The 13,638-nt window shown below is 49.2% G+C and carries 11 protein-coding genes and 1 tRNA gene; 6 read left to right on the top strand and 6 right to left on the bottom strand.

Annotated elements, in window-relative coordinates; all coding sequences use genetic code 11:
• Window positions 1–17: 17 nt before the first annotated feature.
• Window positions 18–893, bottom strand: coding sequence for a response regulator (locus RIC29_15680; GenBank protein ID MEQ8736365.1), 876 nt, complete (start codon window positions 891–893; stop codon window positions 18–20).
• A gap of 159 nt (window positions 894–1,052) precedes the next feature.
• Window positions 1,053–1,859 (bottom strand): alpha/beta hydrolase, encoded by an 807-nt coding sequence (locus RIC29_15685; protein MEQ8736366.1) that lies wholly within the window; start codon window positions 1,857–1,859, stop codon window positions 1,053–1,055.
• A 195-nt stretch (window positions 1,860–2,054) separates the two neighbouring features.
• Between RIC29_15685 and RIC29_15690 the strand changes: the two genes are divergently transcribed.
• Together RIC29_15690 and RIC29_15695 are read left to right on the top strand one after the other, a co-directional pair.
• Complete coding sequence (locus tag RIC29_15690; protein ID MEQ8736367.1) at window positions 2,055–3,305, top strand: MFS transporter; 1,251 nt, start codon at window positions 2,055–2,057, stop codon at window positions 3,303–3,305.
• A 17-nt stretch (window positions 3,306–3,322) separates the two neighbouring features.
• Window positions 3,323–4,561: an MFS transporter gene (locus tag RIC29_15695; protein ID MEQ8736368.1), complete on the top strand. Its 1,239-nt coding sequence runs from the start codon at window positions 3,323–3,325 to the stop codon at window positions 4,559–4,561.
• Window positions 4,562–4,576: 15 nt separating this feature from the next.
• Here RIC29_15695 and RIC29_15700 read toward each other — a convergent pair whose 3' ends face one another.
• Entirely contained in the window at window positions 4,577–5,404 is an 828-nt protein-coding gene (locus RIC29_15700; protein MEQ8736369.1) for a response regulator, read from the bottom strand.
• A gap of 141 nt (window positions 5,405–5,545) precedes the next feature.
• Complete coding sequence (locus tag RIC29_15705; protein ID MEQ8736370.1) at window positions 5,546–6,397, bottom strand: DUF1838 family protein; 852 nt, start codon at window positions 6,395–6,397, stop codon at window positions 5,546–5,548.
• Between the two features lie 231 nt (window positions 6,398–6,628).
• Between RIC29_15705 and RIC29_15710 the strand changes: the two genes are divergently transcribed.
• Together RIC29_15710 and RIC29_15715 are read left to right on the top strand one after the other, a co-directional pair.
• On the top strand, window positions 6,629–7,678 hold the full coding sequence (locus tag RIC29_15710; GenBank protein MEQ8736371.1) for a nitrilase-related carbon-nitrogen hydrolase: 1,050 nt from the start codon (window positions 6,629–6,631) through the stop codon (window positions 7,676–7,678).
• Window positions 7,679–7,701: 23 nt separating this feature from the next.
• The gene (locus RIC29_15715; protein ID MEQ8736372.1) at window positions 7,702–8,730 is read left to right on the top strand and encodes a nitrilase-related carbon-nitrogen hydrolase; all 1,029 of its coding nucleotides are present in this window, start codon (window positions 7,702–7,704) and stop codon (window positions 8,728–8,730) included.
• 27 nt (window positions 8,731–8,757) lie between these two features.
• Here the strand turns inward: RIC29_15715 and RIC29_15720 are convergent, their stop codons facing one another.
• Window positions 8,758–9,417: a DsbA family oxidoreductase gene (locus RIC29_15720; protein MEQ8736373.1), complete on the bottom strand. Its 660-nt coding sequence runs from the start codon at window positions 9,415–9,417 to the stop codon at window positions 8,758–8,760.
• Between the two features lie 305 nt (window positions 9,418–9,722).
• On the opposite strand from RIC29_15720, the gene RIC29_15725 reads away from it, so the two are divergent.
• Window positions 9,723–12,680 (top strand): molybdopterin-dependent oxidoreductase, encoded by a 2,958-nt coding sequence (locus RIC29_15725; protein MEQ8736374.1) that lies wholly within the window; start codon window positions 9,723–9,725, stop codon window positions 12,678–12,680.
• On the top strand, window positions 12,680–13,531 hold the full coding sequence (locus RIC29_15730) for a 4Fe-4S dicluster domain-containing protein (GenBank protein ID MEQ8736375.1): 852 nt from the start codon (window positions 12,680–12,682) through the stop codon (window positions 13,529–13,531). Before RIC29_15725 ends, RIC29_15730 begins: the two co-directional genes overlap by 1 nt.
• A 5-nt stretch (window positions 13,532–13,536) precedes the next feature.
• Here RIC29_15730 and RIC29_15735 read toward each other — a convergent pair.
• Window positions 13,537–13,626, bottom strand: a tRNA-Ser gene (locus RIC29_15735).
• Between the last annotated feature and the right edge of the window lie 12 nt (window positions 13,627–13,638).

A 13,638-nucleotide genomic window follows, 5' to 3' on the forward strand; every position in this document is an offset into this window, starting at 1 on the left:
TCAGGTGTCCATCAGCGTTAAATACGCCCTGACCATGGAACAAGTATGTTTAAAAGCCAAACCCAAAATCCCTTCTTTTGAGCTTTCGCTGCGGCTTTGGCTTTGATCGAGTTACGTTTTTCTTTGAGTTCTTCTTCATCAACGTCATCTAACCATGACTTGGGCTGACTAAAGGGTTGCTCAACGACGTCGCCACGCAAGGCCGCTTCAATCCCTTTTTTTAACCCTTCTGTAGACACAGGCTTACGCAGAAAGGCACCGACTTTCTGACGCGCCGCCCGTCGAAAAATGCTGGGGCTATCCAGCATTGTAATGACCACCGCCGGCAGGTTTTGGAGTCTCTTGTTCTTGTGCGCACGAAGTTGAGCCAGAAACTGAATCCCATCCATGCCGACAAGAGCCAATTCAAGGACGACGACATCTGGAAACATTTCTTTATCTGTTGCGAGCAAGTTCAGTGCGCCCTCTGCATTGGTTGCGACATTCACTTTGGTAATGCCGAGCGTTTGGAGATTCTGTTTCAGGATTTCAGTGGTATCATCATCATCTTCAATCAATAAGACTCGTTTGTTTGCAACAGAAACCGGAATCGTATCACCGTTCTCTTCAAGCAGGCACTCGTGTTCATCAAGACCTTGCTCGATTGAATATTCATACTCAGTTGGGGAGTGGTTTTCAGCCAAGGGCTCATTTTCAGTATGAGATGAGTCAGAGACCACATGATTTGACTCAGGTGAATGTTGAGCGCGGTATGCCTCCGTAACTTCATCGGCATCAAGTTTTTCTGAAAACGGGTTTGTCTCGGAGTCAGAGACAGGCGCATCAGCGGATGAACCGGCCATATGAGCATTTTGCTCATCGGCGACATCAGGTGTTCTGGGATTTTGTTGCATTATAAAAATATCTGATCTGATTGATCAGCGTATATTGGCCGATAGAGAGATAGCAGATCAAGATAGATCCGGGTTAGTAATTCCAACGCGATTCAATTTCGTCTGAAAACGATTTGTCTTGATCGAGCCGGCTGATCACTTAAAGTTCTGTCACATAAATTAACCCGTTATGAATGAGACGACAGCTTCTACCCATTCTTCTGGCTTTTGATCCGTAATATCGATCATGCCACCTTCAATCTCTTTAAATTCAAAATCTGGTCTCATGGTGTGTGCTTTTTTTGCGTGCTCGTAGACAAGATCGCCTGTGTTAATCAGAATTAATGTTCGATGCGTAATTTTGAGTAGCGTGACATTATGGTCGTAAGCGAAAGCTGCATTATGGCCGTACCAGAAAGGACCATAGCCTTGTAGTTGCTCGACCACATAACGAGTGACCAATGCGGGATCCGTTCCTGGTAATGCCCACTGCCACCGACGTGCAAAGAGTTCCTGCAAATGTGAACCATCTTCCTTATGGACGAAGCCTTTTTCATGCTCGTCGACAAAGGCATTCCATTGCACAACTTCCTCAGGCGTGAAGGGCGAGGGGCCATTGAGAATTAGATTTTTGATACGATCAGGAAATTGCAAGGCTACTTCAGTGGCGATCATTGCCCCGGTGTGATGGCCAACGATATTCGCTTTTGGAATACTTAAGGCATCCATTACAGCAGGGATTGCTGTGGCGTATTCTTCAATCGTTGGAACATGATCTGGTTCATCGGACAGTCCGAAGCCTGGTGTATCAATACCAACGGCACGTAGGCCCTTCGCCGCGAGCAGCGGATAGACTGTGTCGTACTGTCTTGAGGTGATTGGCGCTTGATGACAAAGGATTAAAGGTTCGCCATCTCCCCCTGTATCTTGATAGTGAATCTGACCAAAGGGTCCATCTGTATATCCGCGGCGAGGTCGGGTCATCATACTATCTCCAGTTATCACTTCTCTTTCTGATGGCCACTATACCCATTTTCTTGTAAGCGTCAGCAGATGATGGAGGGTTTTGTATATCTCTAAGCGTAATATTTGTGTGAGATGACTTCCGATCACTCACCGCTCTTGTGATTTGATCTGTTAAGCGTTCAAATCATTTTATAATAAGCGATAGCTAGGTTGCCCGTGACGTCTCCCATCCCAAGTCCGCCATTGAATTTACCCACCAGCGGCGTATTGCCCCTAAAAGTCAGCGTAACTTTATTTTACGCGGTGATGATCATGACCGTCGGGCAGGCTTTTCTCTTTACGATACTGCCCCCCATCGGCCGGCAAGTTGGCATGGCTGACTATCAAATTGGCTTGGTCATGTCCGTTCATGGTTTTTTTATGCTGTTTACTGGGCCGATGTGGGGCGCGCTGAGTGAAAGCTGGGGCCGTCGGCGCGTTATTGTTATTGGTGGTACTGTTTTTGTGGTCTCCGTGGTGATGTTTGGTCTGATTGTGGATGCCGCGATTAGTGGACTAATCACCGGCATAACGATGCTGTGGTTGCTCGTTGGATCCAGAGCTTTATTTGCCTTGGGAGCAGGGGCTGTGACGCCGTCTGCCATGGCGTTGGCGGCGGATATGTCGTCCCGGGAACGCCGGCTCCGTGCCATTTCAATGTTAACGGCAGCCACCAGCACCGGCGCAATTATCGGCCCTTCTGTATCGGCCTTTTTTACTGGATTTGGTTTGTCGGCACCCTTTTACATCATTGCAGGCGCCGGATGCGTCGCTTTAATATCATCCCGAATATTTTTACCGAAAACCCGGTCCAGTGCTGCCAACATAGCCGTAAAATACCGCCATCTTCTTAAGGGGCCTATTCTGCGGATTGCAATCAGTTCTGTGTGTTTCATGTGCGGAACCTACGGTACATTCTCTGTCATTGGTTTTTTTGTTCAGGACAGATTTAGTCTTGAACCCATTGCGGCGGCTCAGGCCATGGGGTTGGGGTTGATGTGCGCTGCGGCTTCAAACGTATTCGTGCAGGCATTTCTTATACGGCGGCTGAAACAGAGCGCTAAAACCTACATTGTCATGGGCGTGAGTATTACGCTTGTCTCGATCGGGCTTGTTTGGTTTGGAACAACTCAAACCATGTTCGTGTTTGCGATGATCTGTAATGGATTAGGACAGGGGTTTTCTATGCCAGCAATTAATACATCGCTATCTTTAGCAGCTGGCCCAGAGGCACAAGGACGATTGGCTGGTATATCGACCTCTAGTCAAGCGATAGCCTTTCTATTAGCGCCAGCAACCGGGGCGGCTCTGTATCAATTTATACCTTGGCTTCCCTTTGCCTTTGGGGCCACAGTGACGGTGACGGCACTTGTGTTGTTTCTCCGCACACCCATTACGGACGTAAGACAAGCACTGGCTGATAACTAGATGATGACGGCATCGTTATGACAGAGACTGGGGCCAGCTTGCCTGGTCACGCGGGGCCACCAACGACAAAAAGTGTCAAGGTGACTGGATTGGTGAGTTTTGCGCATCTTTACAGCCATTTTTTCTTTTTTGTGCTGCCGCCTTTGTTTCCGCTTCTTCGCGATGACTTATCGGTGACGTATACCGAATTGGGCGTTCTGATTGTGGTTTTTAACCTTGTCAGTGCCGCAACCCAGTTGCCAATGGGGATGCTCGTTGACCGGCTTGATGCGCCAAAGCTGTTGACCGGAGCAGTCGCCTTGCAAGGTCTGACCTTGATCGTGATGGGGCTAGTGCCATCGTATTGGGTATTACTTGCCATGATGGTTCCAGCCGGCCTGGCGAACGCAGTTTATCATCCGGCAGACTACTCCATCCTTAACCGCGCTGTTGCGCCTCATATGATGGGGCGGGCCTTTAGCATGCATACGTTATCGGGATTTGGGGGCAGCGCGCTAGCGCCACTGACTATGGTGGCTTTGGCTGCATCGTTAGGATGGAACTTCGCTGTGATTTATGTCGGCGTCGCGGGGCTTCTGGTGGCTGGTGTATTACAGATGAATAGGGCTTTGCTTGCGGAGGAGATTGTAGAACATGAAAACGGCAAGCCCTCTGTGAAAACAATTCCGTCTCTGAAAAGCACAGCGATCCTGTTGCTATCGCTTCCGATCCTGATGGGCTTTGTCTTTTGGCTTTTCATCTCTGTGGCCCATGTCGGCGTGTCCTATTTCTCTGTTTCGGCATTTGACCAAATGTATGAGATGCCTTTGGCAACAGCTAATCTAGCGCTTACGGCGTTTCTTGCTGCAAGCAGCGCCGGTATTCTGATTGGCGGAATTCTAAGCGATAAAACCTCCCGTCATGATTTAATCGCGATCTGGGGTACTATCGCGGCTGGCATAGCGATTCTATCTATGGGCTTCTTTGACATGACGATTGTCATGATCATTTTCGCGATGTGCGTCGCTGGTTTGGCTTCAGGCGTAACGGCGCCGTCGCGGGACCTGCTCGTACGTTCGGTGACGCCGAAGGATGCGATGGGGACTGTCTTTGGGTTCGTGTCTACAGGGCTTAATGTTGGTGGTGTTATCGCGCCATTTGTATTTGGCTGGTTATTGGATGGAGGCCAAGCAGCTCAAGTCTTCTTGATAGCAGGTGTATTCCAAATTGCGATTATTGTGACGGTCATTGGCATGAAAAAGACTTCACGATTTTAAGCAATGCGCCTAAAACTATTCAGGCGCTGACCCAGCCTTTAAGAACGAGCGGCAGATACCTAGTTCACTAAATTTCTTGATCTTTTCAATGAGAGAGTCGTTTAAAACAGTTCCCGTTGCGAGGAGAAGTTCTTTATTCTCTCCCTGTATCTCTTCCGCCAGCACCATACCTGGCAGCAGATCCTTGAGCCAAAAGGATCGAATATTGTCTATTTGAGCTGGCTGTACTGGCGGGGCAGAGGCATCTGCGGCGACTCCGTCTTTTAAAGAGCGGATCAGTTCCGCTTTCTCTTTTTCTTTTGCACTCCACACAACTTTTGCATTTGGCGTTGCGTGCTTTTGTTCAACAGGCAGTTTTTTCTTTACCGGTTGCGGCAATTTTACGTCGGCATAAACGCCCGGCTCTTGAGCTTCCCGTTGCCGTTTTAGAGCTGCCGACAGCGTGTTGTTTACGCTGGAAACGGTTACAGGAATAGCGATGAAACCATCCAGGTCCAAAGCTTTGGCGAGAGTTAACATGGCCCGATTGGGCGGTGGGGAGACGAGAATCACACGGGTATTTCTTGGCGTGCGGGGCACGCCACCAATTCTAATATCTTGCAGAAAATGAAAGCCGCTGGTGGGTGGGTTTTTAACACCCAAAATCACACAATCAAATTGTTCCACGCGGTCAGACATGGCCGAACGGGCTTCAGCCAATGATTTTGCGATCATAAAACGCTCTGGCCGCAATTCCTCAATCAAACTGGCGAGCAATGACCGGTTGGTCTTGTCCGGTTCAACCAGCAAGATTTTAGAACTCGATGCGAACGAGTTAGATTTCAGCATAGAGTTAGAGGGCATATGCTTCTATTGGCCAATCGCAAGAATCTATGACGTTTAAGCACACTAACCGCAATTATGTAATGGATTATTAATTAAGGCCACAATCAACCATTGGTCTAAAATTAATCCACTTTTCTAATTTATATAGTGAACCTTGTATTATCCATCAATTCTTGATTGAGGATCAGCGAACTCTTTTGGGTATTGTTCCTTCATAAGCTTTTGCCATGATTCTGGCATCGCTGACATGCTTGCGACTTTTCGGCCAAAACCACGAGAAACGTAGTTGCCTGGATGATCTCCCATGTTGAGCCAGGCGGGCCAAGTATTGATGTCATTGAAGTTTTGAGTTGCCTGTGCACTTTGTACGTCAGGGTTTGACACCTCAGAGATCGAACCATGGTAGGTGAACCAGTCGTTCACTTGTGTCGGTTGCGGACGCTCATCATTTGCCTCGATACGAAACCCGGTGTCTGCCTGACACCAGACATCATCGCCAATCACCCAAGCCGGTCCGATATCACCATATTCTTTCATATCCACACCGGGGCGCGGGGGGCGCGCTTCGAGTCCGGTTTTGTTGTGCGCTCGGGCTGAAACGCTAAGAGTTGGTTGGCGAACGGGAATCTTTTGACCGGTATAAGGATTATCGAAGCTATCGATGAGTTTGCCGGTTTCGAGATCTGTATAAAAAATAGCACTCATGGTTTTGACTTCGTATCGCCTGTCATCTAAGTCGCGCACAGATGCAATAAAACCGACGTCCATTTTCCAGAATGGTGTGAACTCGCTGTCGACCAAACCATTACGAACAGCTTGTATATACCAAAACACTAAACCGTTATCGAACCTATAGTTCAACTTGCGATGAATGACGTAGAGATCATCAGGATTGTTCGGATCGAGAAGAGTGTGTGTTGCAGCTGCGGGAAGGCGTGAATGAAGCAAAGTTGCAGAAGCCCCTATAATAACTGGGGCTACCATAGACTTTAGCAATGTTCTTCTTTTCATTTTGGTATTCCTTCCTGTAGCGCAGTCTGACGTTGAATAATTGCAACGCAATTTATCAGGTTATAGATTTTTTGGGTGCGAAATGAGCTGTGTTATCGCCTCATTCGTGGCTGGCTGATTGGCTGGCGGACGCTTTCCGAATGCTAGGGTATTCTGGTTATAAGATATCGTATCTCTAGGGAGAGCAATATCCTCTCGTCTTCCGCTCAAGCTATTCAGGAGTATTAAACAGTGATCGATCCATGGCGCGCAACCTGCATGCAAGTCTACACTCACATCCTCAACCGCGTATCCACTCGCGATGACGCGATGGCGATTGTCCACAAAAGTCTGGATCGTTGGACCGAGCTTGTGGATGCCGCCGGTCGCAGTGGAGAAAAGCAACTCATGCTTTTTCCTGAATTCGCGCTTCAGGGATTTCCGATTAAGGAAAGCGCCGAAGAATGGATTTCTAAAGCGTGTTTTGAAATACCTGGACCGGAAACTGAGCGGCTTCAAAAACTTGCGCAGGAGAAGAAATGTTACATCGGTGCTAACAGTTATGAGAAAGACCCTGACTGGCCCGGGCGCTACTTCAACTGTTCGTACCTAATAGATGACAGCGGAGAGATTATTCTCAAGTACCGCCGCATTAATACAGCGCATGCTGCGTCCCCGCATGACTTTCTCGATAAGTACATGGAGAAACATGGCTTAGAGGGGCTATTCCCTGTGGCCAAAACGCCGCTTGGAAACATCGGTATGATGCCGTGTGGGGAGATCATGTATCCAGAAGCTGCGCGGGCACTGGCGTTTAGAGGTGCCGAGGTGATTTTGCATCCTACGTCAGATTATGGCGCAGATGACAACTGGAGTTGGCAGTCAGCGAAAAAGGTCCGCGCTTCAGAGAACATGGTTTATCTGATCTCGGCCAACGCCGGTGGCATGCCAGAGGCATATCGCGGGATCAATGACATAGCAGGGCAATCTCGCATTTTCGACTGGGAAGGTCGTGTTTTAACGCAAGGCCCAAGCCCAGGTGAGTCCTTGCGCTGTTCGTCACTGATTGACGTTGAGGCTTTACGGCGTGTTCGTTCAACACGGGGTGGATTTAACAGGCTTGCTCAGTCTCGTCCTGAAGCCTATGCGGCGCTTTACGCTTCCACCAGTTTGTATCCGGTTAATCGCTTTGCTGATAAGCCCATGGAATCCAAAAGTATGATCAAAGATCTCTTAGATGAAGCCTTAGATAACATGGCCAAACAAGACATGATTCCGCCACGCAATAAAAAATTGAACTGAAATTAGAATTAGGAGTTCCTTTCATGGTGCAGCCTTGGACCGCAACGTGCATGCAGGTTTACACATATACGGTAAATAGCGCGACCACGCGTTTAGAAGCGATGGAAATTGTTCACAAGAGCCTTGACCGTTGGGTCACATTGGCTAAAGCCGCAGCGCGAGGAAACGGTCCTCACTTACTGCTCTTTCCTGAGTTTGCCTTAACAGGCTTTCCACTCACAGAAAGCGCCGACGAATGGATTGAGAAAGCGTGCATTCAGATACCAGGCCCTGAAACAGAAAAGCTTCAAAAAGCGGCACAGGAGATGAAGTGTTACATCGGAGCAAACAGTTATGAGACAGATCCTGACTGGCCAGGGCGTTATTTTAATTGCAGTTATTTGATTGATCCGTCGGGAGACGTGATTCTCAAGTATCGCCGCATCAACACGGTTCATACAGCTTCGCCTCATGATTTTATGGATGCCTATCTCGACAAATACGGCTTAGAGGGCACGTTCCCGGTTGCCAAGACACCGCTTGGAAATCTGGCGATGATGCCGTGCGGCGAGATCATGTACCCTGAAGCGGCTCGCATGTTCATGTTCCGCGGCGCTGAGGTGCTATTGCACCCCACATCCGATCATGGGGCTGCTGATAAATGGGCCTGGGAGTCGGCTAAAAAGGTGAGGGCATCCGAGAACATGATGTACCTCATCTCAACAAATGCAACTGGCCAAATCGGCACGTTTATCCCAGAAGGTCAAACACTCGGCCATTCCAAGATTATCGACTTCCATGGTCGTATCTTGGCCGACGTTGGCGGGCCAGGCGAAAGCACGGTCGCATCTGCTACGATTGATGTTGAAGCCTTGCGCCGGGAGCGGCGTATACCTGGCGCTGGTAATCGTTTGCTGCGTCAACGGATTGAAATGTATCGACCGCTTTACAACGAAACCTCTTTTTATCCGCCAAACGCATTTGCAGATGCACCGATGGACTCCAAAGCTAGGATAATGGAACTACAACAGGAAGCTTTAGAGAAAATGGCGAAAGCCGGAGTCGTCAACTAGGGGCTTACCTTAGCGAAAGAAACGCGTTCAGCCCGTACTTTGCAGTGTGGGCTGTTCCGCTTCCTCTGCCGCGGTCATATCTAACAAACGCAGAATGATATCTGGTTCCTGCGCTCCAGAGATCGCCTTGCTTTCATTAAAGATGTAGCAAGGCACACCTGTTACCCCAAGCCGATGCATGCGTGCATTTTCATTGAATACTGAATTGAGGTCCCCATCACTCAGCATATGTGTCGTCGCAGCTTGCTTATCCAAGCCGATTTCAACAGCAAGCCGAATTAGAACTTCAGGGTCTCCAATATCCAGGCCACGCTCGAAGTAAGCCGCAAATATAGCATCTACGGCCTTGCTTTGTGCCCCGATGGTTTGGGCGAGGCGCACTAGACGATGGGAATTAGCGGAGTTGGGCGTGCGGTCAATTTTTTCCAACGCAAAGTCTATACCTTCGCCTTTGCCGGTATGCACTAAGGCCTCAACAACACGATCATACTGTTGTGAGGACCCAAATTTACGCTCTAGGAACTCACGCCGATTAACCCCGCCGGCGGGAAGATCTGGGTTGAGAAGAAAAGAGCGGTATTGAATCTCTGGAACAATATTTGGCCGCTGAGCTAAAGCCCGGTCAAACCGGCGCTTACCCACATAACACCATGGACAAACGGTGTCGAAAACAATGTCTATACGCATTGTGATGCTCCATCGTTGAGATTGCTCATAAGCTTATAGCATAGGGGCCGTTTAGCGCGATGATTTGAATTGTCACTCAGAGGCCCATACGAGTTGAAAGACCTTGCCATTGATATTTCGCAATCATCCTTAAAAGCCGAACCTATATGCTCGATTTTCACCAACAGGATAGCGATCTTTCAGGTAATATGTTGGAACGGCTATTGCGGAAGCGCTAACAGCACGTTTAGGCTGCGACTATATTAGGATTGCAAGCGTTTGGACACGCACTCATGCAACCCAGGCGTTTGTACCAGGAGGAATAAATGAAATTTTCGGTGATACTTTGGGGCTTGGTACAGGCGCTAAGAATAGCCACCCGCGTTTATCCTAAATTTGCAGCGCGTGTGAAAGAGAAAAATATCATCGCGCAGTTCAAATTGCAGGATAACTCGGCGGGCCGTTGGATCCAGTTTGAGAACGGAAAAATTAAGTCGGAAAGTGGCATTCATGATAATCCGGACGTTGCCATCTTCTTTCAGAACGCCGCAATTGCCGCAGAGTTTTTAACCCCCCCATTCGACCAGTTAACGCGAATTGATGCCGCAAAGAACTTCAAAGTTGGCATGCAAGGGAATGACGCACTTGTTGTGTGGTTTGCATCCACCCTGACGTACATGACAACCGTAGGCTGGAAGGCTGGCACTGATATGGGCAACGGTGTCACGCGTTACACTAACGGCACCAACGGTGGCCCAATCTTCGTCTACGTTAAGGACGGTAAGATAGTAAGAATTACGCCTATGGAGTTTGATGATGATGATGCTGAGTCCTGGTCCATAGAAGCCCGAGGCAAGACATTTACACCACCACGTAAAACAACTTTAGCGGCGCACGGCCTGGCGCTTAAATCGATGGTCTATTCAGAAGACCGTATTTTGTCGCCCATGAAGCGTGTTGATTTTGACGTTGATGGCGAACGTAATATTCAAAACCGTGGGAAGTCTGAGTTTGTCCCCATCAGTTGGGACGAAGCGCTTGATATCGTCGTTAAAGAAATAAAGCGCGCTAAGGCTAAAGGCCGTGGCGCGATCTTCGCCAATTCAGGGTCACATCACCAATGGGGAAACTTTGGGCACTATTTAAGTGCCTTTGGCCGTTTCACCAATCTCCTGGGCTGCACCAAGATGATGGGCAGTCCTGATAGTTGGGAAGGCTGGTTCTGGGGCGCAATGCACCATTGGGGCAATAGTATGCGCCTTGGGACGCCAGAATTTTACGGGACTGTAGAAGACTGCCTTAAAGAAACTGAGATGATGGTGTTCTGGTCGAGTGACCCAGATAAGACCTATGGGTATGAGGGAACCATCCGCCGCGCGTGGGCCAAAGAACTTGGCATCAAGATGGTGCATATTGATCCATATCTAAACCACACAGCTGCGCTTATGGGGGGAAAATGGTTTGCCCCTAAGCCCGGCACTGATGCGGCGTTCGCGCAAGCGTTATGCCATGTCTGGATCACGGAAGAAACATACGACAAGGAGTTTGTGGAAAAGAGAACCCAGGGTTTTGAGGAATGGAAAGATTACATCCTCGGCCTCTCGGATAACACACCGAAGTCCCCTGAGTGGCAAGAAGCAGAGACTGGTATTCCCGCACGTGAAGTGCGGGCACTTGCCCGTGAATGGGGGCGAAAGAAGACGTATCTTGGTGCCGGCAGCTGGGGCTGTGGCCTCGGCGGTGCAGGGCGTGGCCCAATGGGCGCGCAGTGGGCACGGATGATGGCGATTCTCGGCGCGATGCAAGGATACGGTCGTCCCGGTGTGAATTTCGGCAACCTGCAATTCGGGGCGCCGTTGGATTTTTCCTTCTATTTCCCTGGTTATGCGGAAGGCGGCATGTCGGGCGAGCTTACACAGAGCGCAAATGCAGCGAACAACTATCAGCGTATGCCGCATATTGTCACGATGAGTACAGTGCGCCAGGCCATTCCACGGAAGTTTATTCCTGAGGCTATTCTTGAAGGTAAGGCATTTGGTCACTTGACTGATGTGTCGACAGTTCAAGGCCAGTTTATGAAGGTCGGTTACCCGGCACCCGGGCACGCCAAAATTGAGATGATGTACAAATACGGCAGTTCATCCATGGGCACTCAGATGGACTCCAACAGATATGTAAAGATGTATCAATCTGAGAAACTCCCCTTTGTCGTTAATCAATCGATCTGGTGGGAAGGGGAGACAAAGTACGCTGATATCATATTACCTGCCTGCACTGTATTTGAGCACGATGATATCGGGGAATGGTACAATGTGGGTGCCGGTTATGTGCATCATATGTATTCCATGAACAATCACCGCGTCATATCTATGCAGCACAAATGCATTGAGCCTCGGGGTGAGTCAAAATCTGATCACGACATCTTCCTTGAAATAATGAAGCGCCTCGACATGGGGGCAATGTACTCCGAAGGTGGAAATACCGAACTTGATTGGTGCAAGCGCGCTTTTGATTCCTCGGATATGTCAAAGCACATTACGTGGAAGCATTTCCTCAAGAAGGGCTATTATGTGGTACCACCTGTTTCCGAGGGTGCACGGGCAAAAACAGGAAACCGCTGGTTCTACGAAGGTCGCAAGAAGGACACACCGGAACCCTACCCACTCCCGGCGGATTACACGGGTAACTTTGGCGAAGGTTTGCAAACCCCGTCCGGTAAATTCGAGTTTGTTGCCACGACGTTGAACAACATTGATGACTCTGGACGTCCGCCCCTCAATAAATACATGCCAACATATGAGAGTCACGAGAGAGACCCTCATCTGGCTGACTACCCCCTTCAGCTTCTCACACCTCACACCCGTTATCCGTTCCATATCATGGGGGATGAGAAGGGCTGCACCATTAGAGATATTAAGGATCACCGCGTCCGTGTGGATGGTCACGAGTATCTTGTGGCCGTAATCAGCGGATTAGATGCAGAAGAACGCGGCATTAAGAGCGATGATCTCATTCGCCTCTGGAACCATCGAGGCTCGGTTGTCTGCGCGGCTTATGTGACTGACCGGGTTCAGCCTGGTGTTGTTAGCGCGCCAACAGCCTCGGCTGAATATCGGCCCGCTGGCGAACCTGGGAACTCAACGGACCTGGGTGGATGCGTGAATATGCTCAATTCGAGTGACAATATGACAGAGCAGACCCACAGCATTAAACCCAATACAACACTGATCCAGATGGAAAAATGGACGGGCGTTGATACCTGGCAGCGCGCGGAGGCCGTGTGATGAGTAAGAAATGGAATCTAATCGTCGATGTTGCGCGCTGTGATAATTGTCGAAACTGTTTTCTAGCGACAAAAGACGAGCACATCGGCAATGACTTTCCGGGCTATGCGGCGCCGCAACCCGAGAAAGAACACAGTTGGGTTGATATTAAACAGAAAGAACGTGGGCATTATCCCATCGTAGAGGCTAACTTTATGCCAGTGATGTGTAATCACTGTGATGACGCGCCCTGCATGAAAGCCGCAAAAGACGGCGCTATTACGAAACGTGAGGATGGCATTGTCATCATTGATCCAGAGAAATCCAAGGGGCAGAAAGCAATTGTCGACGCATGTCCCTACGGTGCTGTGTATTGGAACGAAAAACTGCAGATTCCACAGGCATGGATTTTTGATGCTCATCTTCTCGATACCGGCTGGAACAAACCCCGTGTTGAGCAAAGTTGCCCGACTGATGTATTCCGGGCGCTGAAAATTGAAGATTCAGAAATGCAGCAGATGGTGGAAGACGAAGAACTAGAGGTTTTAAACCCTGAGCTCGAAACAAAACCGCGCGTTTACTATAAAAATCTGCATTTGATGTCTATGTGCTTCGTTAGTGGATCAGTTGTGGAAATGATCAATGGAATTGATGAATGTGCAGAAGGGGCCGATGTTGTTCTAAAGCAGAATGGCACCGAGCTTGCCCGCACCACAACGGATGTCTTTGGAGAGTTTAAAATAGATAAACTTATGCCCGGGAGTGGGGCCTATGAAATCAGCGTAAGCTCAACTCGCGGCGGAAGTTACGCAACGCAATTAACTGTTGAGAACGACAGCCTGTATCTTGGGGTGATGAACCTGACGCGCTAAAAGAATGGCGGATGGGGTGGGATTCGAACCCACGAGACGCTTTCACGCCTGCTGGTTTTCAAGACCAGTGCCTTCAACCGCTCGGCCACCCATCCGCATGAAGTGTT

The organism is Rhodospirillaceae bacterium (assembly GCA_040219235.1).
In the GTDB taxonomy this organism is placed as follows: Bacteria; Pseudomonadota; Alphaproteobacteria; order Rhodospirillales; family Rhodospirillaceae; genus WLXB01.